Genomic DNA, 23,802 nt, shown 5'->3' on the forward strand with positions numbered 1-23,802 from the left:
CGACTAGCGCACGCGCTCGATCTCGACGCCGCAGCTTGCCAGGGGCAGGCCAACAGGAGCCCACGGCTTATCGAGCTTTATGCGCACACCAAGCAGCGAGGGATAACGGCGCAGCAGCATCTGGGCTGTCCCCTCGGCTGCCGCCTCGATGAGCTTAAACGTGTGCTCGCGCAGATAGCCATCGACATCGTGGCACACCGAGCCGTAGTCAATCGAGGCGTCCAGGTTATCGTGCTCCCCCGCCGCGCGCAGGTCGGCATAGAGCACCAGAGAAACGATGAACTTCTGACCCAGCGCGTTCTCCTCGGGATACACGCCATGGTTGGCAAAAACCTCAAGGCCGTCAATGACAATACGATCGGCATGGCGCAGATCGTCATAGCTCACGTGAGGCACCGCCGTTGCGGTGGATATTTCGCCCCTTCCACGGCGGGCGAGCTCAGCACCTTCAGTCTTGGTTGCATTCTCGGGCAGTTTTTTGTTACTCAACGCGATCGTCTCCTTCGTTTAGAACCCCGACCGCGCAAACTAACTACACGCGAATCGACAGGTTCTTTTTATCATCGCTCCAGTTGCAAGCATTGCGCGCGGGGCATGCAAAGCAGGCGCGCGACGCTTTGTCGGCTGCATAGAGCAGACGCTCGAGCGGTTGGCTGTTCACGCGCAGCTTTCGATGGCCCAGAATGGCCGTCTTAATGGCTGCGGCATCGGCCGGCTCAAACGCCACGTCATCGGGCATGCCGCCGAGAATCGCATCAGCGACGCGTTCGCTTGCAACATCATGGGATATACCCGATTCATACTGTTCATCTTTGCCGATATCGTGAAGAAGTGCCGTGGCGTAGATGACCTCGCGGTCAAATTCGAGCTGTTCCTCGAGATTCTTGATCCACATAATGCGAGCGACATCGAGCAGATGGTCAATACCGTGGCGGCAGAAGATGCGCCCCGATTCCAACTGTGCAATGTTGCCCAGGTGCCGCCGGAACAGCCCGTTGGCACAAATGTAATCAATGCGAGGCATGGCACCAAAGGGGGCCAGGCCCGAAGCCATAAAGCCGCGACGCGACGTCCCCTCATCGGTCTTCGATGTAAAGTCGTTGACGACTCTCATGGTTAGCGGCCCAGCATCCTAAAGAAACGCTCCTCGAGCGCGGGATCGGTCTCAAAGACGCCGCGGCGAGCGAGCGTCACGGTCTTGGTGCCGGGCTTTTGCACGCCGCGCATGGTCATGCACATATGCTCGGCCTCCATCAACACAATCGCTCCCTGGGGAGCGAGATAATCCATGAGGGCATCGGCAACCTGTGCACACAGTTGCTCCTGCAGCTGAAGACGGCGGGCATAAACCTCAACCGTGCGGGCGAGCTTGGAAAGCCCAGCCACCCGACCGTTAGGGATATAACCAATGGCGGCCTTGCCATAAAACGGCAGCAGATGATGTTCGCACAGCGAGTAGAACGTGATGTCGCGCTCGATAACCAAATCGTTCGAAGCGACGGCAAAGGTTTTGGACAGGTGCTCCTCGGCACTCTGGTCCATGCCGCCGGCGATCTCACCATACATACGGGCAACGCGCGCCGGGGTCTCCAGCAGGCCCTCACGAGTTGGGTCCTCGCCTATGCCCTCAAGCAACAGCTTAATGGCGGCCTCGACTTTTTCCTGATCGACCATCTGGGCCTCACTTTTCCGATTTCACGTTCGCGCTATGGTACCACGCCCCCCGGCATCGACCACAAGCTACATAGTATGGGTCGAATAGACTGGATCGTCCCGCCAAAGCTCCACAGCATCGCAAAGCGCAACGCCCTCACGCACAGCGCGGTCGCGCGTAGCGTTCATATCGATCACACGCTGGTTACTCGAGCCCCTAAAGCGCAACGAGATATCATAAAGATCCTGAACAAACGGGCCATCCACCAACATGTCGAGGCAGGCAAGGATACGGTCCGTCACCTCAGTATGGTGACGACCACCCGGCATAAGCTCCTCGAGCACGTCGCCGGTAAAACACCAAATGGTCTTTCCTGACCCCGCAGGATAAGCGGCACGAACACGCTCGACAAACTCAACGAGCCCCGCCTGGTTCTCGGGCTCCATGGGCTCTCCGCCCAGAATCGTCAGGCCGTCAATAAAGGGATGATCGAGGCTCTCGATAATCTTGTCCTCGGCGGCACGATCAAAGGGCTCGCCCGCAGCAAAGTCCCACGCAACAGAGTTAAAGCAATTCTTGCACCCACGACGGCACCCGCTCACAAACAGAGAAGTACGAACACCTTCCCCATCGGCAATGTCGAAATACTTAATGTTCGCGTAGTTCATAAGTAACCTTCCTGGGGGTCTGGAGCATATCATCCCGTCCTCAAACATTCTCGGCCTGCGGCCTGCGAAACTGCGGGCGGGACGATATACTCCAGACCCCTCGCGAGCGACACTCAATGAACGAAGCGAACATCGAGCATAGGGTTCGAGGTCCAATAAAAACTCTGTTGCAGCTCAACCGTCGTTCCAAGCAAACCGTTATTGCAGGTCGACTCATTTCCGCTAAGAACTTCGAGGAGTGAGCAGACCACATGCTGCATCTCAGCTACATCAACTTGGCCGCCCCGTAGCGAGGCCCCGGACCTTTGCTCGATATGAGTTCCGCACGAACAGGAGGCGCCAGTGGCGCCTCCGTCGTGAGCCAGGACTGTCCGAAATAGCGAGTAAAGGTCCGGGGCCTCGCTACGGGGCGGCCTGGGATGACTATTAGAGATGCAGAACGCGGTCGCGGATCTCCTCGGTTCGGCCCTGGTTCCAGAACTGGGTACCGATGTAGCCGCACGTGCGACGGGCGACATTCATCTTCTCCTGGTCGCGGTTGCCGCAGTTGGGGCACTCCCACACCAGCTTGCCATCGTCCTCGACAATGCGGATCTCGCCATCGTAGCCGCACACCTGGCAGTAGTCGCTCTTGGTGTTGAGCTCGGCGTACATGATGTTGTCGTAGATGTACTGCATCACGCGAATGACAGCCTTGAGGTTGTCCTGCATGTTGGGAACCTCGACGTAGGAGATAGCACCGCCCGGCGAAAGCTGCTGGAACATGCCCTCGAACTTGAGCTTGTCGAATGCGTCGATCTCCTCGGACACGTGGACGTGGTAGCTGTTGGTGATGTAGCCCTTGTCCGTCACGCCCGGGATAATGCCAAAACGACGCTGCAGGCACTTGGCGAACTTGTAGGTCGTCGACTCAAGCGGGGTGCCGTACAGCGAGAAGTCGATATCGCTTTCGGCCTTCCACTCGGCGCACTTGTCGTTCATGCGCTGCATGACGGCCATGGCAAACGGCGTGCCCTCCTTCTCGGTGTGGCTGTGACCCGTCATGTACTTGACGCACTCATACAGACCGGCATACCCCAGGCTGATGGTGGAATAGCCGCCCACGAGCAGCTTATCGATCGTCTCGCCCTTCTTCAGACGCGCCAGGGCACCGTACTGCCAAAGAATCGGCGCGGCATCCGAAAGCGTGCCCATCAGACGCTCATGACGGCACAGCAGGGCGCGGTGGCACAGCTCGAGGCGCTCGTCGAAGATTTTCCAGAACTTGTCCATGTCCTGATGCGAGCTCAGCGCGACATCGGGCAGGTTGATGGTCACAACGCCCTGGTTAAAGCGACCGTAGTACTTGGGCTTGTTCGGGTCATAGTTCAGCGCGTTGGCCACATTGTTAAATCCGTTACCGGAGCGGTCGGGCGTCAAGAAGCTGCGGCAACCCATGCAGGTGTAGCAATCGCCGTTGCCGGCGGTCTCGCCCTTAGACAGCTTGAGCTCGCGCATCTTCTTCTCGGAGATGTAGTCGGGCACCATGCGCTTGGCGGTGCACTTGGCAGCCAGCTGGGTCAGGTAGAAGTACGGGGAATTCTCGTGAACGTTATCGTCCTCGAGTACATAGATAAGCTTGGGGAATGCCGGGGTAATCCACACACCGGCCTCGTTCTTAACGCCCTCATAGCGCTGACGAAGCGTCTCCTCCACGATCATGGCAAGGTCGTGCTTCTCCTGCGCTGAGCGAGCCTCGTTGAGATACATAAAGACCGTCACAAACGGCGCCTGGCCGTTTGTGGTCATAAGGGTCACGACCTGATACTGAATCGTCTGGACGCCGCGACGGATCTCGTCACGCAGACGGTCCTCAACGACCTCACGGACCTTTTCGGCAGATGCCGAAACACCGAGCTCCTCGAGCTCGCGGGCAACCTCGCCGCGAATCTTTTGACGGCTCACCTCAACAAAGGGGGCGAGATGGGTCAGCGAAATAGACTGGCCGCCGTACTGGGAGGAAGCAACCTGGGCGATGATCTGCGTCGCGATGTTGCAAGCCGTCGAGAAGCTGTGCGGCTTCTCGATCAGCGTGCCCGAGATAACGGTGCCGTTCTGGAGCATGTCCTCCAGGTTCACCAGATCGCAGTTGTGCATGTGCTGGGCAAAGTAATCCGAATCGTGGAAATGGATCAGGCCCTCATTATGGGCATCCACGATCTCCTGGGGCAGCAGCACGCGCTGAGTCAGGTCCTTGGAAATCTCGCCGGCCATATAGTCGCGCTGGACGGAATTGACGGTCGGGTTCTTGTTAGAGTTCTCCTGCTTGACCTCTTCGTTATTGCACTCGATCAGCGACAGAATCTTGTCATCGGTCGTGTTCTTCTGGCGCTTCAGGCTCTGAACATAGCGATAGATGATGTAGTGGCGGGCAACCTCGTAGCAGTCGAGACGCATAATCTCGTCCTCGACCAAATCCTGGATCTCCTCGACCGAAACGGTGTGGCCCGCGTTCTCGCATGCCTCGGCGACGTTTTGTGCCGCGTAAACCACCTGGCGGTCAGTTAGACGAGAGCTCTCCTCGACCTCCAAGTTGGCGGCGCGGATGGCATTGACGATCTTATCGATGTCAAAGACAACCTCGGTGCCGCTGCGCTTGATGATCTTCATCCTCTTGCCTCTTTCGCGTCGTAGCCTCATTGCGCTTCAGAGCCAAACGATGCCCGGCAGGGCCTGCCCCTGTCTTGCGGCGCCGTCGCGCAATCTGTGTTCTCGATAAACCATAAGCCTCCATGCGGACATTCCCAGGAGCCGATCAAGCGGCTCAAGGACACGTTCAAAAGAGGCAGTTAAGGTCTTCGTTCTCTGTCCGCCATCTATCATACGACAAAGAGGCATCTATATCCTGTATTCTTTTTTTAGGTCAAACACAACATATAGTGTTTCAGCAGGTCAAAGCAATTGGTCATTTTGCAAACGCATTAAAAATGAGGGGTATTTGACAAGTCGGTAAAACGTTACCAACACGGCTACCTGCATGGCAGTTATAAAACCCCCTTAGTCAAGCCGCTGACAAATCCTACCAAAACCAAGCCGCTCACGCCAAAAGAATCCAAAAGATTATGCTTGACCAACATGTTGCGGTCGAATGTCGGCGGACGGAGCGACAGGACTGTAAACGCTCGGAAGACTACAGCCCTGGCGCCCCGTCCGCCGGCATTCGATAGGCGAGGATCTATTACTTCTCTTCGCGAACTATCATGCGGCCGAGAGCCGCTGTAAAGGGATCGAGCAGCACGCCGGCGATAACCACAAAGGCCCATCCCTTTGTGACGAGGCCGGCCCAACGCGCGAAGAATGTACGGCCTTCAATCGTTCCGAATCCTCCTTGGAAGGCAATCTCGCCAAAACCGATCACCATAAAAAGGAGCGTGGCACCGATGACCGTACCGGCGATCTTGTGTGATGCACTCCCCTGCTCAAAACCAAAAAAGTCCAGGCACATACCAACCGTTTTGCCAAACAGCGGGAGTGCGCTCAGAACCTCGGCGATCACCGTGGCCACGATGAGTTGTCCCCAAAAGCCCGTGGGGCCCGTCAGATCCAAGCCAGGCGCCCCCTCAATGATGGGGAGAAACGCGCAGAGCAATAGCGGGTTAAAGAAGCCGTTGAGAATACCGATAACGCGCCTGACAGGTAACTTCATAGCTGTAAGCCTTTCAAAGTCATTGATAAAGAGAGGGCCGCCGGCATATGTCGGCGGCCCCGATAAACCATGATGTGCGGCAAAGCAACTACTCGAGCGGCTACTCCGCCTCGCCGCCGGTCGCCATCTTCTCGGCCTCGGCAAGCTGGGCCGGGGTGAGCTTGCGATACTTAATGGCGCCAAAGACGACACAAGCCGCACAGACGATCATGCCGGCGATGAACTTCTGGTCAATCGTCGCACCAAACGGCGACGTCACGGCCTCAAACACAATGGGAGACAGTGCCATGCCAAAGTTGATGCCTGCCATGCCAATGGCAAGGTTAAACGCACGTCCCTCGGGGGCAGAGTTGCCGGCGGCAAAATTGCCCTCCAGCGGCACATAGGTCTCCTTGCCCAGCGCAACGACAAAGCCCGCAACGCACAGCACCATAAAGGCGGGCGCAACCAGCGTCAGGCCCAGGCCAACGAGCGTCACGCCCCACGCGATCGGCATAGCCAGGTTCTTGAACTTGGCAAACAACGGACCGACCAAAAGACCAGCCGCAATACCGGCAACGGTCATAACGGTAGAGGCAAGACCGGCCTCCACGGTACCGCCAAAGCCGCGACCCACAACAAGCAGCGAAACGTTGGAGCTGAAGAGCTGGAACGTGAGTACGAACACAAAGCTCATGAGCGTGATAATCGCGACCTCTTTAGGCATATTGGCAAACACGTTGACCTTGCGCTTGGGCTCAAGATGACCCTCGGGAAGGCAAACAGCCTCGATCACGATGAAAATGATCATGATGAAGTACGCCGCATAGCTGTGGAACCACTCGGCAGAACCCAAGATGCCGGAAACCATCGTCCAGATAATGCCGCCCAGTGCAACAAAAGTGGAGTAGATGCCCATGACGAACGAGCGCTGCTTTCCGCCAAAGTAATCCGCAATAAGAGCGTCCGTTGAATTCTGCACGGCGCCGAGACCAAGGCCCATGACAGCAGAAGCCGCCAAGACTTGGCCGAGCGAGTCGTGGAACACCAGCACCGAGGCGCCTGCCAGCATCACGATAATGTGACCGACGAGCGTCGTCTTCTTCTTGGACACGCGAGAGGCAAGCTGTGAAGAGACGAGCATGGCGGACAACGCCATCATCAACGGGATGATGCCGATGATCATCTGGACGGCAGCGATGTTTTCGTTGGGAAATGCCGCCGCAACAGAGGCCACGATAGGGACGGGCACGAGCATGCCCATGATGCACATGGCGGCTGCGTAAATGCCCACCAGGTACTTGATCTTGGTTTTATCCATGATCCATCCTTACACTTAAAGAAAAGGGTCGGAGCGGCCAGGCATCACCAGCGGCCGCCCCAAACACAGCACTATCAGTCGTTGAATCCGGTGAACACGGGTTCTCCGCTGTACACGAGCGCTTCCTCGACACCATCGAGCACGCGGCAGGCGCCAGACGCCATCGCCTCGAGCTCAAACTCGCCGGGATAAGCCGATACGGGAGCGATCCAAGAGCAGCATTCCTCAATCGAAGCAACGAGCTCCTTGCTGTGGACCATGCCGCCTCCGAGCAAGATGCCGTCGACGTCGCCCTTCAGCACGCAGGCCATCTCGCCAATCCACTTGCAGATTTGGTAAACCATTGCATCCCAGGCGCGTGCTGCAGCCTTATCGCCCGCAGCGGCACGTTCACACACCTCGATGGCATCGGACGTACCCAAAAGGTCAACGAAGCCACCGGTCTTCATGCAATGGGCGCGGGCGACGTCGAGGCCATGTTCCGCCGTATACTTCGCGACCTCGATTGCGGGGACCGAGCCACAGCGCGTCGGCGCCATGGGGCCCTCGCCGCCGACGATGTCGTTGCCGTCGACCATCTTGCCCTTAAGGTGAGCCGAGATAGAGATGCCGCCGCCAATATGGCAAACGATGAAGTTGCACTCATCATAGGGGCGACCGAGCTTTGCCGCATGGCGGATGGCGGTCTCTTTAAGATTAAGGGCGTGCAGGTGCACGTTTCGATACACGCCCTTAATGCCCGTCATACGTGCGAGGTCGCACAGCTCATCGGTATCGGGAGGATTCACCACAAAAGAGGGCTTGCCCGTCTTTGAAGCGAACTCATGGGCAATCTGGGAACCCAGCTGCGCCGGGTGCTGAATGCCGTTCGCACCGACGCGGGCATGCTCGAGCATGACCTCATTGATGGCATACGTGCCGCCGGGCAGCGAAAGCAAGCCGCCGCCGCGACCGACAAATGCATCAAAGTCCTCGAGCTTCAGGCCCGCCTCATCCAGTGCTCCAAGAATCAGATCGCAGCGATACGGCATCTGAGCCGAAACCCCATCGAACTGGGCGAGGTCCTTCGCGTCGTGTGCAACGTTCTTGCTGACCTTGCACTCGTCACCCTCAAAAACGCCCACCTTTGTGGAAGTGGAACCTGGGTTGATTACCAGGACGCGCCAGGGAGTCTTTTTATCGGACATACCCTAAGCCTCCTTAAGCGCCTGGGCGCGCACGCAGCTCATCACCACGTTGCCGACGATCTCGTCGACGGGCGCAGAGCGCGAGCAATCGCACACGATCCTTTTGAAGCCCTGAAGCATGGGGCCGTAGGCATTGGCACCGGTCAGATTCTGGATGATCTTGACGCCGATATTGCCCACGTTGATATCGGGCCAGATGACCACGTTGGCTTGGCCCGCAACAGCGGACTCACGATGTACCTTCTTGGCCGCAACCTTGGGGTTAATCGCCGAATCAAACTGGAACTCACCGTCGATGGCAAGGTCGGTACGGCGATCGTTGGCAATCTCACGAGCACGGCGCACTTTGTCGACAAGTTCATTATCCATCGAGCCGTCAGTCGAATGCGAAAGCAGCGCGCAACGGATATCCCATCCGGTCAGCGAGCGCACCGTTTCGCTCGACGAAATCGCGATTGAGGCAAGCTCCTCGCTCGTGGGGTCAACGCAAACGGCAGAATCGCCAAAAGCCAAAAGGCCGCCTTCGCCGCCAGTCCAGTTGGGAATATCGGCAATGCCGCAAGAGCTTACGGTATCGACGCCATCGACAAGGCCGACGATAGTCTGTCCCGCCAGGATAATATCGCCCGTGGCGTTATCGATGCCGGCGAACATTACGTCGACATCGCCGAGTACCTGCAAAATCAGGGCGCGCTCAAGCGGACGCGTCATACGGCGCGCGGCGCCCTTGGGCTTAAACTTGCAATCCGGATGCGAAAGATAGCGCTCGCAGCAAGCGGCGTTCGCCTCCTCGTCGGTCACATCGACAATCTCGATGCCGTCAAGGGAGATACCACGCTCGTCGGCAAGCTCCTTGAGCTTACTGCCGTCGCCGACCAGCACGCATTCGGCAAGATGCTCGGCGGCGATCTTTGCGACCGCCTGCATCATGGTCTCGTTTTCGCCCTCGGGAAAAGCAACGCGCATAGGCTTGGCGGCAGCCCGCTCGCGCAGGGTCTGCATCAGGTCCATGGCAGCTACTCCATCTCTTCGGCAGTGCGCTCGATAAGCTCGCCGACGGTCTTCATGACCATGACCTCGCGAACGGGGACCTCGGCATCGAGCTCGTTCTCGATCATGGAGGTCAGGGCGATCATCTTCATCGAGCCCTTGCCCAGGGTCTCGAACGTCGTCTCGGGGGTCACATCACCGTCATAGTTGTAAGCGGACTTGGCAAAATCGCAGATCTGCTGAGTGAGTTCTTCGTTCATGATGGCGCCTTTCTAATTAAAAAGAGGGGTAGCCACGGCGGGCTGGAGACATGGGTCCCGCCGTGGCCTAAGAGAGGAAGCGAATTGTTATAGGGGTGAAAGCCTAGTGTGAAAGCCTAGTCGTCAAGCTCGAACGTGAGCTCTTTGTAGCCCGGTCGGTCGATGACCTTGGCATGGACGCCCACGGTCTCGCCCGCCATGAGCTTGGCGCGGATCTCGGGGGCCTTCTTCTTGGTAATGCCGTAGATGACGTAGGTGTACTGAGAACCCTCGTCAATATCGACGGCGCCGTAGGCGTACTTGCCATACTCCTTGAGGTAGGGCTTGTCGTTCTGCGGACCAGGCAGGGTAAAATCGATCAGATGGCCGTGACCGGAAACCTGGACCCAATCGGTCTTGTGGTAGCCGCAGGCATTGCAGGCAAGGTGAGGCGGAAACTCGACGGCTCCGCACTCGGGGCACTGACGTGCCCAATAGATGCCCTCTTCAAGACCCGTGTAGAACTTCTTGACCACGGGCTCCATATCTTTGAGTTGCATGAGAATACTCCTTATGGGAAATCGAAAACCGCGGTCGCTTAGGCGACGGTACGAAGAATCTGGCAGCGCACATTCTGAGAACCGCCAAAACCGCGCAGGAAGGCCGTCTCAGGAATCTTCTTCATCTGGGTTGCACCGGCGACGCCGCGCATCTGCTTGACGGCCTCGACGATATCGGCGATACCGGATGCGCCATGAGCGTGGCCGAAGTTGCAACGGCCACCGTGCGGGTTGATGGGCTTATCGCCGTCAAAAGCGGTGCGGCCATCGATCGCATACTTCCAAGCCTCGCCGCGCGGAATATAGCCGCACTCCTCGGCCGAGACGATCTCGGAAGCCAGGAAGAAGTCATTGCACATAAACAGGTCGATCTCATCGGGGCTCACGCCGGTAAGGTCGTAGACCTGCTTGGCAGCAAGCTCGGTAGCCCAGTGCTCGTTGTGAAGCAGGCCGGCTTCGACGGCAGAGGCGCCCGTACCCAGCACCTCAATAGGCGCATACGGCATGCCCATGGCTTTGGCCTTCTCCGTGGGCATCACGACAACAGCGGCGGCACCGTCGCACTTCTTCTCAAAGCCGGTAACGCGCAGGTACTGCGTAACGCGCGGGTTGTACATGCTCTTGAGATACTCGTCGGCGGTATCGAACCCAGCTGCCTTCGCATCCTCCTCGACCGTGGTCTCATACCACGCAAGGGGATTCAGGACGGCACCGCGGCGAAGGCTCTTGGTAAGGCCGTTCAGGGCGTCATCGATCTGATCGGCGGTAAGGTCGTACTGCATCGAATACTCGTTGATCCAGTTGTCGAACGACACGCCAAAGGCGCCATCGAGCGGGCGACCATACGCGCGGTCATAGATCTTATCGAGCGAGGGAATCATGACATCGAGCGTAAAGTCCTGGCGAATATGCGAGGGCATGTGCTCAACGGGAAGGGTCGAAGCCAAATCGCAGGCACCCGTAAGGACAACATCGTAGGCACCGGAGGCGACTGCCATCACGGCCTGCTCAAGGGCGACGTAGCCCGTGCAGCAAGCCTCGGAATGATGGACGGAACCCTTGGCACGAACGCCAAACCAATCGGCAACCTGCATGTTGGGGGTAATGCAATCACCAACGAGATAGGGATTGGCGCTGCCGTGATAGAAAAAGTCGATATCGCGGGGCTCAAGACCGGCATCGGCAATTGCCTCGAGGGCCGCATAGCCAAACGCCTCGCCCTCGCCAATACCCTGGGTCTCGGGATGCTCCTCAAAATCCTTGAACGGGGTGCAGCCTACGCCTACAATCGAGACGCTGCGCATGTTCTTTCCGAGCGTAACCACTGAATATCACATCCTAATCATGTGAAGGTGTACGAAATGATGGCGCAGTCCGGCCGCGAGCGAAGGTGAGAGAGCGCTCGCGGCTTTTCTGTGCCGTCACACGTTGAACTACTGCAGTGGTTCTTTTGAACGTAGCTTTAGTGTAAGAGTGGTTTATTTGGTGCCGTGGGACAAAATGCCGCTATGTGTCCCATCATTTGGTACGCATAGCTAAATTTCGTTCCAAATAGCAGATAAATGACTATGCTTAAAGCCGATTCATAGGGCTGGAACGCTTTGAGTTCACTGCATGCGCAACCGTTCATCCCTAAAAAACAGCCGCTCACCCGAGCGGCTTTTCAAAATCAGGGATCCGCGGATGCCAATGGCGCGATGCATCGTCGACAAAGAGCGGTGCGTAGAACATGCGATTGAGCGCGGCGGCAACGGTTCGTGCCTCAAGGTCAGGCCGGACTTCGAGCCAATACTGGATGAGGTTATGGTGGCCCGCAAGCGCAAAAGCAAGATACAGATCGAGGTCCGTCTCATCTGAAAACGTCGACCGCAAACGATCGCGAAAATAGTCATGCATGAAGATCGTTGCCTTGTGTGCAAACACGGGATCACCGTTATCGCTGTTAAGCGCCAGGACTTTCGAGCGATTGGCCTTGAGGATTTCCATGCGCTTGATCATCGTGGGCGTGGGATCAAGCTGCGCATCACCAAAACGAGCCTCAAGGGCAACGTCGTTAATGTCTTGCATGTTCTGGAGCAGCTCATCTTCAAAGCGCTTGACCACATCATCGACAGAGCGGTAGCAACGATAGAAGGTTGATTTTGATGTATGGGCAAGACGGAGTACGTCGGTGACCTTAATCGATTGCACAGGCGTTGTCGCCATAAGTTCAAAGACGGCGCCTTCGATCCGCGAAGCAATATCGTTTTTAGCGTTCAGTGACATAGAAGGCCTCCCCTGTTGGCGATTGGCTACTATGCTACCCGAAAGGCATGCTCCTCAATGGCGATATGGGGCATAGAACGCGCTGCACAAGAGATGACACACTGGCCAAACACCACCGAGGAAGTAAACCATCCGCTCGGCAACCCGTCTTTGCGGGGATCGATTGAAAAGCCGGACCCCTCCGCCTTCAGGACGGCTTCGATACGCGTCCAAACCCGACACAGCCGAAAGGCGCGTTCCTGCGAATCTGCCGCAGCGTCAATCCACGCCCGTTCCCTTGAGCTCGCCATACGCTCAACCGCAATAGGTACAATCTCATCGACCGCCTCGATATCCACGCCAATAGGTCCTCCGACCGACCGAGCAACATCGGAAACAGCGAGGACGGCCACGCTTCCGCCATGTGAAATGGAAATAGAGGGGGCCTCCCCATCCGCAAGCTCGATCTTGCCGAAAGCAGAACGCGCAAGCTGGGTGTCGTCGAAGACACCCAGGGCGTCGCGAAGCAGCAGACCCACGCCCGCAGCTTCCCTCCGAGACGCAATGGGGAGATCTCCATTGGAGGCACGCGAGGCATAACGTCCCGCGATTGATGCCATATCAACGGTCTCGCCGGGATCGATCGCAGAAACGTCAACGAGATGCACGGTTATGTTCAAAATGGTCAACCCCCACTCGATTGAGATGACAAGGCTAAACTGACGTTCAGAACCGCTCTTTCATGAAGCGAGGTACCTTTTGCCGGCGATTTGGCGACCTATTTGGCGACCAAAACAAAACAGCTCAGAGGCTAAGCCTCTGAGCTGCGAACATTTGGTGGGCGTTAGAAGATTTGAACTTCTGACCTCTTCCGTGTCAGGGAAGCGCTTTCCCACTGAGCTAAACGCCCAAATGGAGCGGACAACGGGGCTCGAACCCGCGACCCCAACCTTGGCAAGGTTGTGCTCTACCAACTGAGCCATGTCCGCCTGCGAGGATTTAATATACGGGATAATCCACCCAAATGCAAGAACTTTTTTTGAAAAGTTTTGCGACACCCTCGCGAACCTCGCGAAGACATCAGCCACCACGGAAAGCGCAGGCAAACGCAAACTCGCCGCAAGAGGCCCCTACAACTCAGCGAGCATGATCCAGGCAGAACTGTCCTGCGCGAGCTTGCCGTCTGCAAGCGGTGATGAGGTGAGCAGGACCCTGCCCGCCGGCAGCTCCACGGGTGCTGCACCGAAGTTCGTCACACACGCCCAGCCGTTGTCACGGCGATAGGCGATGACGCCGCCCTCAGCGCCCTCGGCACCATCCGCAAGGCCGGTGCGCCCGTCAAGATCGAGCCACTTAAGATCGTTGGCGCGCCCGCGCAGCTTGCGCCGCAGCCAGAGGGCGTCACGATAGAGCGCAAGCATCGATGTCGGGTCCGCTTCTTCCCTATCGGCAGCGTAATCGGAAAACCATGCAGGCTGCGGCAGATGGGGCGCCGCATCGGCGTCCGCCGGTGAAAACCCAAACGATCCGCCCTGCACGGGATCGTCCGCTGCCACCCACGGCAGGGGCACACGGCAGCCGTCGCGCCCCTTCTCGCGCTTCGGTCCGTGCGTATTGGTCGCAGTAGGATCTTCGAGTGCGGCCCACGGGATATCGGCCACCTCAAAAAGGCCGAGCTCCTCACCCTGATACACGTATGCCGAGCCCGGAAGCGCCAGCTCAAGCAAAAGGGCCGCCCGCGCGCGGCGCTCACCGAGTTCACGGCCCTCGTCATAAGACGACCCGTCGCGTAAGAGCCAGTCGAGCGCAATCTGGTGGTAGCGCGTCGCCTTGATTTGCGGCAGGGCATAGCGCGTCGCCACGCGCGGCACGTCGTGGTTGGAGAGTACCCAGGTCGAGGCAGAATTGGATTCGATAGCCGCCTTCAAGCCCTCCTCGATTGCAGCGTGCATGTCATCATAGGTCCAAGTGGCCTTGGCAAACTCAAAGTTGAATGTCTGGCCAAGCTCGCTGGGACGCGCGTAGAGATACTGGCGCTCGGGCAGCACCCATGCCTCGGCAACGGCGCTGCGCGGCGGATTATAGCGGTCGAACACGCGGCGCCACTCGCGATAGATCTCATGGACCTCGTTGCGGTCCCACAGCGGATGGGTGCCGTCGTCAACCATGTCATCGCCCTCGGCGAGATGCCACCGGTCGAGGTCATCGCGGTCGAGATCCTTGGCGAGACCGTGCGCCACATCAATGCGAAAGCCATCGACGCCTCGATCGCTCCAAAACGCCAGGACGTCGCAAAAGAACGCGTGAACCTCGGGGCATGACCAGTCAAAGTCCGGTTGCTCGGGCGTAAACATGTGCAGATACCACTGACCGTCCGCAACACGCGTCCAGGCGGGGCCGCCAAAGTTGGCATTCCAATTGGTGGGAGGCAGCTCGCCATGCTCGCCGCGGCCATCGCGGAAGATATAACGGGCGCGCTCGGGCGATCCGGGGCCGGCGGCAAGAGCGGCTTTGAACCAAGGGTGCTGGTTGGATGAATGGTTGGGCACGATGTCGACGATGACCTTGATGCCGTGCGTATGAGCCGCAGCGATCATGTCATCGAAGTCATCAAGCGAGCCGAGACGTGGGTCGACATCGCAGTAGTCCGCCACATCATAGCCGCCATCGACAAGAGGCGATGGGTAAAACGGGCTCAGCCAGATGGCCTCGATACCCAGCCGCTCAAGATAGTCCATCTGCTGGGTAATGCCCGCGATATCGCCCAGACCCGAACCAGTCGAATCCTTAAACGAGCGCGGGTAGATCTGATAGATCGCGGCATCGGACATCCATGGGCGCGACGAGGACTTTTCTGTAGCCATGGGATGAGTCTCCCTTGCAACGAGGTTTTGCGAGATGCCCACGATGATACGCCCAAAGCGGACATTCGCGGCAAACAACGCCACAGCCACGCCCCAAAACGCTCCCTCTCGGGTTCGAGCCTCCTGGGACGAATCGATCGATCAGTGAAAAGAACGGAAGGCCCACTCCTCCGGCCACGACAGACACTATGACCCAATCCAGGGGCACGGAAACGACAGGAGCCCCCGCTCGTGACCGCGGGTCGGGGCTGCGACAATGTTGTTGAAGTGCCAGAGGCGCAGCCGCGCCGCAACGAGGTTGGGAGGCTCCCGTGCCTAGATATTCTACCGCCTTCGGAATGGACGTACACCTCAGGTCCACCACCGTCTGCGCGCTCGACGCGGAGACGGGCGAGGCCGTGACGAGGAGGTTCCGCGGCAACCCCTGGGGCGAGGTCGCGGAGTGGATGTCGGGCTTCCCCGGCCCGTCGCTCGCCGCCTACGAGAGCGGCTACCTCGGCTTCGCCCCGCAAAGGGAGCTCTCCGGGCTCGGCGTCGACTGCGTCGTCGCGGCCGTCTCCAAGGTCCCGAGGTCGGCTGCCGACCTCTCGTCCAAGAACGACCGCAACGACGCGGCCAGGATGGCCAAGGCGATACTGTCGCACGACGTCACCCCGGTATGGGTGCCGTCCCCCGAGATCGAGGGGCTCAGGGACCTCGTGTTAGCGCTACTGTAAAAACAACCATTTTGACCAACGCTCAACAACCAATCATGCCAACGCAATCCCGCCATTTGCGCCAACGCATTTTCACCATTTCCACCAACGCCGGGGCTTACGCTTCGATCGACGAGCGAACGATGCTTTCGGGAGGAGCGGGCCGTGGCGGAGAAGAACCTGATCGGAGAGTTGGACATGTACAGGGAAGCGGGCATAAAGCCCAACTTCAGCGACATAGCGAAGCGCTACGGCAAGGACAGGCACACCGTGGCGTCGTACTGGAGGGCCGAGGGCGGGCGACCCCACGACGGGCGCGGCGACAGGGCGGGCTCGTTCGACGCGCACATCGAGGAGGTGGCCGCCAAGGCGCAGCTGCCGGGAGTCACCAAGAAGGGCATCCACGAGTGGCTGCTGCACAGGTATCCCGGCGAGGACCTGGCCGGCTACAACGCCTTCACCCAGTTCATGCGCAAGAACGGCATCGCCGTCGGGGCCTCCGGCGGCCCGGAGCCACACCCGCGCTTCGAGACGCCGCCCGGACTGCAGCTGCAGTTCGACTGGAAGGAGTCCGTCAAGATGGCGAACCGCGACGGCGAGCTGTTCGAGTTCAACGTGTTCGCGGCGACGCTGGGCCATTCCCGCAGGCACATATTCATCCGGTCGAGGACCAGGACGACCGACGACCTGGTCAGGTGCATGTACGCCACGATCGCGAGGCTCGGCGGCGTGCCGCGCGAGTGGGTCACGGACAACATGTCCGCCCTGGTGACGATCAAGGGCGGCAGGCGCCTCAAGGTCCAGCGCGCGTACGAGTTCGCCAAGGCCGCCGGCTTCGAGCTGAAGCTGTGCCGCCCGCGCAGCCCCCAGACGAAGGGCAAGGTCGAGTCGTCGAACCGCTTCCTGTCGCGGCTCATGGCCTACCAGGGCGACTTCGACGGCTGGGACGACATCGACGAGATCGTCGCGCGGATCGAGGACGCCAGCAACTCCGAGCCCAACGAGACCACGGGGCTGCCGCCCTCCGCGCTGTTCATGGAGGAGAAGGACGCGCTGCTGCCCGTCGGCAACCTGCGCGCCCTCGAGGAGGCGATGGGCGACGTGGTGCGCGTGGCCAGGGTGCCGGCCACGATGCTGGTGAGCGCGCACGGCGAGCCCATGTCGGTGCCCAGGCGCTGCATCGGCAGGCCCGCCCGCATCGTCTGCATGCCCGGCGGCGCGATGGACTGCTACGTCGGCGGCGAGCTGGTGGCCACGCACGTGGCGGGCGGGCCGGCCTACGACCCGGCGCACTACGCCGAGGCCATGGCCGGCAAGCGGTGGTTCGGCGACGCCGCCGGCGACATCGAGGCGGCCGCCGCGGCCAACCTCGGCCTGCTCGACTCGATAGGGGGCTCGCTGTGAGCGCCGCCGTGCAGGCCAGCCCCCTCAACCGCCTGGCGGCCAACCTCGAGGAGCTGGGGCTCGAGGGCATGGCGTCGTCGGTGCCCGAGTACGTCAGGCTCGTCGCCGACGGGAGGAAGGGCCTGGTCGACGCCATGCTCGAGCTCACCGACGCCCAGATAGCCCTCAAGCGGCGCGCCGACGACGAGCGCCGCACGAGGATGGCCAACTTCCCCTACATAAAGACGCTGGCCGACTTCGACTGGGGCTTCCAGCCGAGCGTGCCGCGCGGGCTGGTCGAGCAGCTGGCCACGCTCGAGTTCATCGACCGCGGCGACAACGTCGTGCTCGTCGGCAGCCCGGGCGTCGGCAAGACCCACCTGTCGATAGCCATAGGCCACGAGGCGGTGATGGCCCGCAAGCAGGTGTACTTCGCCGACTGCTCGAGGCTGGTCGAGGACCTCAAGCACGCCTCGGCGAAGGAGGCGCTGGCGCGCAGGATGCGGTTCTACGAGCACTGCAGCCTGCTGATAATAGACGAGCTCGGCTACCTCGATATCGGCAAGGAGGGTGCCGACCTGCTGTTCCAGCTGGTCAACAGGCGCTACGCGCTAAAGCGGTCGACCATCGTCACGACCAACGTGCCGGTGGGTAGGTGGGGCGACGTGTTCGGCAGCAACGTCACGGCCTCGGCGGTGGCCGACAGGCTTTGCCACCATTGCGCGATGATCAAGATAACGGGACGGTCGTACCGCCTGAAGGACGCATCCATCGGCGGTGAGGACGGGAAGGAGGAGGGAGCCTAGACGCCGAAAGCGGCGCATCCGCGTAAGCGAATCCGGCGCATCCGCGTTGGCGCGATTGGCGAAAATACGTTGGTGAAAATGGTGAAAAATATATTGACGCTAACACCTCGCCGCCGCCCACGACGCCGCGACCGCGAGGCTCGCGGCGGCGAAGCAGCGGCTCCTGGCGTTCCTAGCCCGCCGCGGCTATGTCTACGGCGGCACGACGCCGGCCGGCAACCCCCGGAAGTACTGGACGTACGGCTTCCTCAGGTGGCTAGACGGCATACACCCCGCCGACGACGGAGGCATCCGGGCGCTTGCGGCGCTGAGGAACGAGGTCGAGGCGGCCGACGAGACGAGGGGGGCCCTCCTCGCCGAATACAGGGCCGCCGTCGCGGCGGGCCCCCTCTCGGCCGAGGTCGAGGCGCTCCAGTCGATCAAGGGGTGCGGGTTCGCGCTCGCCGCCGCCTTCGCGTCCGAGGTCGGCGACTTCTCGAGGTTCCGCTCCGGCAGGCAGGTGACGGCCTACTTCGGCCTCGCCCCGAAGCAGAGGTCGAGCGCGGACTCCGTGCGCCTCGGCGGAATCAGCGGGGCCGGCAACGCGCTCGTCAGGAAGCTGGCTGTCGAGGGGTCCTGGTGCTATGCCCAGGCCGGCCACCAGCCGAAGCTGATGCCCAAGGGCTCCGGCGTGCCCCTCGAGATAAGGATGCACGGGAGGAAGGGGTCCGAGAGGCTCCTGCGCCGCCGCGAGGAGATGATCGCCCGCGGGATGCCGCAGGCGAAGGCGAACGCGGCCACCGCGGCCGAGCTCGTGAGGTGGCTGTGGGCCCTCGGCACGATGTGCCGGGAGGGCGCGGAATAGACATAAGCCCCCGTCCCGGCGAGCCGGGCAGCCTTCGGGGACACCCCCGTTCTCGCTGTGCGCGCGGCGGCCGCCGCATGCGCGAAGACAGACTAGGGGAACCCCGCCGAAGGAGAGGATTGCGGGCCGCCGGAGCGGTATCCGCGGATATGAGACTGAGCCGAAGGCGTCGATGACATGCCGGGGGCGGACCGGGACGGGTTCAACGGCAGGCCCCGCCGACCGATTGCAAGCGGTCGGCGGGGCCATTGTGGCCCTTGACAGCGGATTGGGTCATATGAGCGAGCGGGCTCCGGGTGCCCCAAGTTGCCGCGAAAGAGGAGGGAAGCGTACTTTATGTACGCGACCGACGATTGAGGGGCAAGATGGGGTGCCCGGGGCTCGCGCAGCGTCAACAAAAAACGCGGTTCGCTAGAACCGCGTAAGATAGTTGGAGCGGACAACGGGGCGTCTGCGTATCCGCTTCGCGGATCCGCACCGGCTTCGGTCGCCTGTCGGCGTCCTCGCCAGCTCGCTACAAACGCTCCGCGTTTGCTTAACGCTCGCTCCCTCTCGGGTTCGAGCCCATACGATGGGTACGAAAAAGCCCGGCTACCGTAGTAGTCGGGCTGTTGCGTTTGGAGCGGACAACGGGGCTCGAACCCGCGACCCCAACCTTGGCAAGGTTGTGCTCTACCAACTGAGCCATGTCCGCATATGTAAAAACAAAACGGGCGCCGGAGCGCCCGGATGTTGCCTGGAGGCGAAGCCCGGATTCGAACCGGGGGTAAAGGCTTTGCAGGCCTCTGCCTTACCACTTGGCCACTTCGCCGAAAAAGGACCGCCTAAACGGTCCGGAAATGCAATGGAGCGGACAACGGGGCTCGAACCCGCGACCCCAACCTTGGCAAGGTTGTGCTCTACCAACTGAGCCATGTCCGCTTGCGGGTTATTAATTTACGCGAGTTGTCCAAAAGACGCAAGTACTTTTTTCAAAAAACTTGTCTGCCGCATGTTCTTAGTAGCTAAACGCGCTAAAGCGATTGGCTAGGCACACGATTCCAGCGCTCCGCTAAACAGCTTCACCATCTGCACGCGCGTGCCGGCGCCGTCCGTACGACGAGCAACCTCCACGTTATCGACGAGCATACGCATAAGCTTGATACCGCGGCCGCGTTCCTCGGATGCGACCGGCTCGCTCGTTTCATCGATAGAATAGCCAGCACCTCGATCAAGCACCTCAACCACAACGCGATCGCCATAGGCCTGAACCGTCAGGACGCACCCGATACCGCCCGCATGGTCATAGGCATTACCCAGTGCCTCCCCCGACGCCAATGCGACATCGTAGCGCTCGTCACGGCGCAACGGAAGCGATTCAAGGAGTTCGGCGATGCGATGTCGGTAGTATGGAAGATTCTCGATACCCTGACGGACCTCGACGCTCTTACTCCAGCGAGGCAGCTCCCCCACCGGAATGGCGGGAATAGACTCCCGTGCCGGCCCCGCGACATGAAGGATATCGACAAGACGAGCAATCTCCAAAAAGCGAACAACTTCACCTGATGCATTGACGAGCGAAAGCAGGCCTTCTCGCCTCATGAGCTCACGAGCGCGCGTAAGCAGGAATGCCAAGCCCGTCGAATCGATAAAGCTAACAGCCTGACAGTTGATGACGACACGACGCACGCCGCGGCCAATCAAAGCATCCAACCGCCGACGCAGCGCAGGCACCGTGGCGATGTCGATATCGCCTGGTGGCGTCAAAACCGCTATGTCATTCCACTCATTCATACGACCATGGTTCCCCAAAAGAGCTTGTTCGATGCATGCCTTTCCGCAACCGTGCGGATTCGGCGCGCCCAGCGTCGCTGTTTAGGACCGGCCCCGCAAAAACTCAAGGGACACTAATGCGATGTCATCGTCCAGCGCCGATTCGGTAAATCGGTCGAGCTCGCCCAAGACCTTGCCGCAGATTCCCGATACGCCCTCACCCGAGACAGAGAGCAGAAGATCACGAAGGCGCTGCTCGCCAAAGAACGCTCCGGTGCGGTCGCGGGCCTCAATCGTTCCATCCGTATACATGAAGAGCATGTCGCCAGGAGCGAACGTAAACACGCCCGTCTCGTAAACCATGCTCTCAAATGCACCGATTACGCCCGATTGGCATCCAAGCAGCTCGACCTCTCCCCCACGGGCCTCGCCGCCACCCAGCGGCATCGACTCTGGCCTGATGACCATGGTCGGAGGATGGCCCGCCGAACAATACGTTGCGCGTCCGGTTTTAAGGTCAATCTTGGCGATAAAGGCCGTCACGAACGTCTCGACCCTCGAGAAGCCCATGAGCATGCTGTTAAGGGAGCGTGCCATGCGGGCCGGTCCAGCGCCCTCCCAGGCATATGCCGTCAGGGCCGTCTTGACGAGCGCGGACATCGATGCAGCCTCAATGCCTTTGCCAGACACATCGCCCAGAATCATGACGGCGCAGTCGTCGGGAAGACGGATGAGCGTATAGAAATCGCCGCCGACCAACGCCGAGTTCGTGGCCGACAGGTACACCGAATCGGCGGCGATTCCCGGAACATCCCCCAGGGAATTTCTCATGCCAATCTGGAGGGTCTGAGCGATATGGCGCTCCTCGCGCTTTTGAGATTCGCCTTCGTAGATCAGTTCAAAGTCATGCGCCAAGTGCACCAAGTAGTCATATTCAAGATCATCAATCGGCTCTTGGCTACCATCACGAAGCAGCAGCGCACGCGTCGTCGGCCCCTTCGCAACAGAAGCAGGAACGATTGCGTCGTTACTGTGCTTGCCATCGCCCTCAGGGCGTGGGCGCCCCGCCTCGATGCCGGCGTCGACGTAGAGACCCTGGCAAGGCAGGCCATGCGCTCTAAGCCAGCCTCCCATAGGCATCGATTCGTCAACGCGAGTTATACGGACGTGTTTAAGGTCCTCGGCACTCGTGCCGCCCAAAACAGATGCCTCAAAGCCATCAGGGGCAGCCCCCAAACGTGCCGCTGGCGCCGTCGTGGAAAAGAAAAGCTTCTCGGGATCGTCCGGCAAAGCAACGCGACTGCCGCCTTCAAAATCTATGACGTAGGAATCCAGACTGGCGTCATACTCAATAGGGCAAAAATGGCAGTTGAGCATATTGCAGATCTCGGACGATACCGCCTGGGTAGCCGCGGCGGAATCGTCTAGAAAGGTAAACAACTCATCCCGCAAGACATTGAGCGAGCGGCCAAGCTCGGCCGTGCGACGGGAGCGAAGGCTCGATGCCATGCCGACCAGCTGGATAGACAGGTAATCGCAAATGACCTCAAGTACATTAACATCATAAGCGAGCGGTGCCTGGGGGCGTTTCCAACCAACTTCCAGCACGCCGAGGATCTGCGTACCGTAAAAAACGGGAAGACAGATTTCACTGCGGTACGGAGGCATATCCTGCATGCGCAACAGGTGCTTTGAACGATTATCCAGGTCCATGAACATACCGGAGGCGGCCTTATCGCCCTCAAGGTCCTGTTGGATCGACAAGCGACAGGCGCGCGACTCGCGAAGAACATACGTCGGAATGCCAGCGCCATACGGCAAAAACTCGGGCAGGTAGCTGTCGTACAGCTCCTTGGAAACACCGCGAAGCTTAAAGCCGCCGCTCTCAGAAAAATAGATAGCGGCACCCGAAGCATCGAGCGTTCCTACAAGCTGGTTCAAAACGGTATCAAGCAGGCTGGGTAACTCATCGGAGCCCACAGTGCTCATAATGACCGAGAGCGTCCCAGAGAGACGCTTGTTCGCCACTCTAAGCTCCGATAGCGCACGCTTGAGCTGACGGTCGTGAGAATACTGTTCCTCGATACTGTGAAGCGCCACCAGGACACGTGGTGCGCGGCGCCCAAAGATGCGTGGAGGCGTTACGGAGCCCGCACGAACCAAGACGGGAATAAAAGAGCCGTCACTTAGCTTGAGCATCAGTTCGTTCTCGGAGCCATCAGTATCAAATGGCAGACGATGTTCCGTCGCACGTTCAAAAGCGGACGAGTACAGGACGTCTTTAACATCTCCACCGATGACGTCGGCGCGTTCCTCGCACATCAAACCAAGTAAGCGGTTATTCACATGCAGAATGGTTCCGTCGAGCTCGCAGATGATGACAGCATCGCTCGTGATCTCGACTAGTTGGGCAACGTCTGCCCACTCGTTGCGTTCAAGCGTTTCCATCGTGGACCCCACCGTCTATCGGTAACAAAAAAGCCTCCGAAGAGGCTTCTCAAATGCGATGGTGTCGGAGGCGGGACTTGAACCCGCATGACCAAAAAGCGGTCACTAGCACCTCAAGCTAGCGCGTCTGCCAATTCCGCCACTCCGACATGCTATGTTGTTGATCCGCGGTTCGCTTTGTTAGACCCGCGCGTTCAACGAGGAAGATAATAACCTATGATTCGAGAACTGTGCAAGCACTTTTTTGAAAAAAGTTTACGAATTTGTAAATGCGCAGGTAGATCTGTATATCCGGTTCGGAATGGGGGCAGCTTCCCAGCGCGTCCTCGGGCATACGGTACATTTTGATCCGCGCTTCGCGCTACAAAATGTACCGCCCCCTGCGGAATGCGCTGGGAAGCTGCCCCCATTCCGACCCTACATTCACATACTCCAGGCGCAGTTCTCAAACATGTTCTGGGGCTGATAAGAATTTAGTGGCTC

At 59.5% G+C, this 23,802-nt stretch carries 21 protein-coding genes and 6 tRNA genes; 4 read left to right on the plus strand and 23 right to left on the minus strand.

The genetic code is table 11. From position 1 onward, the window contains the following. Positions 1–3: 3 nt before the first annotated feature. The 17 genes from folB to DWZ15_RS02065 all read right to left on the minus strand — a co-directional run bounded on the left by folB (position 4) and on the right by DWZ15_RS02065 (position 15,391). Positions 4–489 (minus strand): dihydroneopterin aldolase, encoded by a 486-nt coding sequence (gene folB, locus DWZ15_RS01985; RefSeq protein ID WP_055251396.1) that lies wholly within the window; start codon positions 487–489, stop codon positions 4–6. Between the two features lie 43 nt (positions 490–532). After that, the gene (locus tag DWZ15_RS01990; RefSeq protein ID WP_171021502.1) at positions 533–1,114 is read right to left on the minus strand and encodes an HD domain-containing protein; all 582 of its coding nucleotides are present in this window, start codon (positions 1,112–1,114) and stop codon (positions 533–535) included. A 2-nt stretch (positions 1,115–1,116) separates the two neighbouring features. Beyond that, on the minus strand, positions 1,117–1,674 hold the full coding sequence (gene folE, locus DWZ15_RS01995; protein ID WP_022094399.1) for a GTP cyclohydrolase I FolE: 558 nt from the start codon (positions 1,672–1,674) through the stop codon (positions 1,117–1,119). Between the two features lie 66 nt (positions 1,675–1,740). Continuing rightward, positions 1,741–2,322: an anaerobic ribonucleoside-triphosphate reductase activating protein gene (gene nrdG, locus DWZ15_RS02000; RefSeq protein ID WP_118449077.1), complete on the minus strand. Its 582-nt coding sequence runs from the start codon at positions 2,320–2,322 to the stop codon at positions 1,741–1,743. 426 nt (positions 2,323–2,748) lie between these two features. After that, entirely contained in the window at positions 2,749–4,971 is a 2,223-nt protein-coding gene (nrdD, locus tag DWZ15_RS02005) for an anaerobic ribonucleoside-triphosphate reductase (protein WP_118449079.1), read from the minus strand. Between the two features lie 568 nt (positions 4,972–5,539). Then, the gene (locus tag DWZ15_RS02010; RefSeq protein ID WP_118449081.1) at positions 5,540–6,007 is read right to left on the minus strand and encodes a hypothetical protein; all 468 of its coding nucleotides are present in this window, start codon (positions 6,005–6,007) and stop codon (positions 5,540–5,542) included. A gap of 100 nt (positions 6,008–6,107) precedes the next feature. After that, a complete protein-coding gene (locus DWZ15_RS02015; RefSeq protein WP_118449083.1) occupies positions 6,108–7,307 on the minus strand; it encodes an MFS transporter in 1,200 nt (399 codons plus the stop codon). A 74-nt stretch (positions 7,308–7,381) separates the two neighbouring features. Beyond that, on the minus strand, positions 7,382–8,494 hold the full coding sequence (gene buk, locus DWZ15_RS02020; protein ID WP_118449085.1) for a butyrate kinase: 1,113 nt from the start codon (positions 8,492–8,494) through the stop codon (positions 7,382–7,384). A gap of 3 nt (positions 8,495–8,497) precedes the next feature. Further along, a complete protein-coding gene (locus DWZ15_RS02025; RefSeq protein ID WP_118449087.1) occupies positions 8,498–9,505 on the minus strand; it encodes a phosphate acyltransferase in 1,008 nt (335 codons plus the stop codon). Positions 9,506–9,510: 5 nt separating this feature from the next. Further along, positions 9,511–9,744 (minus strand): acyl carrier protein, encoded by a 234-nt coding sequence (locus DWZ15_RS02030; protein WP_117779247.1) that lies wholly within the window; start codon positions 9,742–9,744, stop codon positions 9,511–9,513. Between the two features lie 116 nt (positions 9,745–9,860). Next, positions 9,861–10,283, minus strand: coding sequence for a Zn-ribbon domain-containing OB-fold protein (locus DWZ15_RS02035; RefSeq protein ID WP_117583871.1), 423 nt, complete (start codon positions 10,281–10,283; stop codon positions 9,861–9,863). Between the two features lie 38 nt (positions 10,284–10,321). Then, entirely contained in the window at positions 10,322–11,608 is a 1,287-nt protein-coding gene (locus DWZ15_RS02040; protein ID WP_233505227.1) for a thiolase family protein, read from the minus strand. A gap of 322 nt (positions 11,609–11,930) precedes the next feature. Continuing rightward, complete coding sequence (locus DWZ15_RS02045; protein ID WP_117779246.1) at positions 11,931–12,548, minus strand: TetR/AcrR family transcriptional regulator C-terminal domain-containing protein; 618 nt, start codon at positions 12,546–12,548, stop codon at positions 11,931–11,933. Between the two features lie 29 nt (positions 12,549–12,577). Then, positions 12,578–13,066: a 4'-phosphopantetheinyl transferase superfamily protein gene (locus DWZ15_RS02050; RefSeq protein ID WP_158551577.1), complete on the minus strand. Its 489-nt coding sequence runs from the start codon at positions 13,064–13,066 to the stop codon at positions 12,578–12,580. Between the two features lie 296 nt (positions 13,067–13,362). Then, positions 13,363–13,437: transfer RNA gene (locus DWZ15_RS02055), tRNA-Val, on the minus strand. A 3-nt stretch (positions 13,438–13,440) separates the two neighbouring features. Then, positions 13,441–13,516 (minus strand) — tRNA-Gly (locus DWZ15_RS02060). A gap of 141 nt (positions 13,517–13,657) precedes the next feature. Then, a complete protein-coding gene (locus DWZ15_RS02065; RefSeq protein ID WP_233544603.1) occupies positions 13,658–15,391 on the minus strand; it encodes a glycoside hydrolase family 13 protein in 1,734 nt (577 codons plus the stop codon). Between the two features lie 311 nt (positions 15,392–15,702). Between DWZ15_RS02065 and DWZ15_RS02070 the strand changes: the two genes are divergently transcribed. The 4 genes from DWZ15_RS02070 to DWZ15_RS10645 all read left to right on the plus strand — a co-directional run bounded on the left by DWZ15_RS02070 (position 15,703) and on the right by DWZ15_RS10645 (position 19,119). Beyond that, the gene (locus DWZ15_RS02070; RefSeq protein ID WP_147352302.1) at positions 15,703–16,107 is read left to right on the plus strand and encodes a transposase; all 405 of its coding nucleotides are present in this window, start codon (positions 15,703–15,705) and stop codon (positions 16,105–16,107) included. 144 nt (positions 16,108–16,251) lie between these two features. Beyond that, complete coding sequence (istA, locus tag DWZ15_RS02075) at positions 16,252–17,490, plus strand: IS21 family transposase (protein WP_118449093.1); 1,239 nt, start codon at positions 16,252–16,254, stop codon at positions 17,488–17,490. After that, positions 17,487–18,275, plus strand: a complete 789-nt coding sequence (gene istB, locus DWZ15_RS02080) for an IS21-like element helper ATPase IstB (protein WP_118449095.1) — start codon at positions 17,487–17,489, stop codon at positions 18,273–18,275. Before istA ends, istB begins: the two co-directional genes overlap by 4 nt. A 307-nt stretch (positions 18,276–18,582) precedes the next feature. Further along, positions 18,583–19,119, plus strand: coding sequence for an IS110 family transposase (locus DWZ15_RS10645; RefSeq protein ID WP_255413452.1), 537 nt, complete (start codon positions 18,583–18,585; stop codon positions 19,117–19,119). A gap of 618 nt (positions 19,120–19,737) precedes the next feature. Here DWZ15_RS10645 and DWZ15_RS02090 read toward each other — a convergent pair. The 6 genes from DWZ15_RS02090 to DWZ15_RS02115 all read right to left on the minus strand — a co-directional run bounded on the left by DWZ15_RS02090 (position 19,738) and on the right by DWZ15_RS02115 (position 23,468). Next, a tRNA-Gly gene (locus DWZ15_RS02090) sits at positions 19,738–19,813 on the minus strand. Between the two features lie 43 nt (positions 19,814–19,856). Beyond that, a tRNA-Cys gene (locus DWZ15_RS02095) sits at positions 19,857–19,930 on the minus strand. Positions 19,931–19,964: 34 nt separating this feature from the next. Further along, positions 19,965–20,040 (minus strand) — tRNA-Gly (locus DWZ15_RS02100). Positions 20,041–20,145: 105 nt separating this feature from the next. Further along, positions 20,146–20,892 (minus strand): anti-sigma factor antagonist, encoded by a 747-nt coding sequence (locus DWZ15_RS02105; RefSeq protein WP_055286928.1) that lies wholly within the window; start codon positions 20,890–20,892, stop codon positions 20,146–20,148. Between the two features lie 81 nt (positions 20,893–20,973). Continuing rightward, positions 20,974–23,319, minus strand: a complete 2,346-nt coding sequence (locus DWZ15_RS02110; protein ID WP_118449097.1) for a GAF domain-containing SpoIIE family protein phosphatase — start codon at positions 23,317–23,319, stop codon at positions 20,974–20,976. Positions 23,320–23,378: 59 nt separating this feature from the next. Then, positions 23,379–23,468, minus strand: a tRNA-Leu gene (locus DWZ15_RS02115). Positions 23,469–23,802: the final 334 nt, after the last annotated feature.

It is taken from the genome of Collinsella sp. AF29-7AC (assembly GCF_003475665.1).
Classification (GTDB): Bacteria; Actinomycetota; Coriobacteriia; order Coriobacteriales; family Coriobacteriaceae; genus Collinsella.

Coding starts and splice junctions, on each gene's coding strand:
- DWZ15_RS02105 (WP_055286928.1), bottom strand. CDS start 20,892: ATGAATGAGTGGAATGACATAGCGGTTTTGACGCCACCAGGCGATATC.
- DWZ15_RS02025 (WP_118449087.1), bottom strand. CDS start 9,505: ATGGACCTGATGCAGACCCTGCGCGAGCGGGCTGCCGCCAAGCCTATG.
- nrdG (WP_118449077.1), bottom strand. CDS start 2,322: ATGAACTACGCGAACATTAAGTATTTCGACATTGCCGATGGGGAAGGT.
- DWZ15_RS01990 (WP_171021502.1), bottom strand. CDS start 1,114: ATGAGAGTCGTCAACGACTTTACATCGAAGACCGATGAGGGGACGTCG.
- DWZ15_RS02030 (WP_117779247.1), bottom strand. CDS start 9,744: ATGAACGAAGAACTCACTCAGCAGATCTGCGATTTTGCCAAGTCCGCT.
- folE (WP_022094399.1), bottom strand. CDS start 1,674: ATGGTCGATCAGGAAAAAGTCGAGGCCGCCATTAAGCTGTTGCTTGAG.
- DWZ15_RS02065 (WP_233544603.1), bottom strand. CDS start 15,391: ATGGCTACAGAAAAGTCCTCGTCGCGCCCATGGATGTCCGATGCCGCG.
- DWZ15_RS02035 (WP_117583871.1), bottom strand. CDS start 10,283: ATGCAACTCAAAGATATGGAGCCCGTGGTCAAGAAGTTCTACACGGGT.
- DWZ15_RS02015 (WP_118449083.1), bottom strand. CDS start 7,307: ATGGATAAAACCAAGATCAAGTACCTGGTGGGCATTTACGCAGCCGCC.
- DWZ15_RS02010 (WP_118449081.1), bottom strand. CDS start 6,007: ATGAAGTTACCTGTCAGGCGCGTTATCGGTATTCTCAACGGCTTCTTT.
- nrdD (WP_118449079.1), bottom strand. CDS start 4,971: ATGAAGATCATCAAGCGCAGCGGCACCGAGGTTGTCTTTGACATCGAT.
- buk (WP_118449085.1), bottom strand. CDS start 8,494: ATGTCCGATAAAAAGACTCCCTGGCGCGTCCTGGTAATCAACCCAGGT.
- DWZ15_RS02045 (WP_117779246.1), bottom strand. CDS start 12,548: ATGTCACTGAACGCTAAAAACGATATTGCTTCGCGGATCGAAGGCGCC.
- DWZ15_RS02110 (WP_118449097.1), bottom strand. CDS start 23,319: ATGGAAACGCTTGAACGCAACGAGTGGGCAGACGTTGCCCAACTAGTC.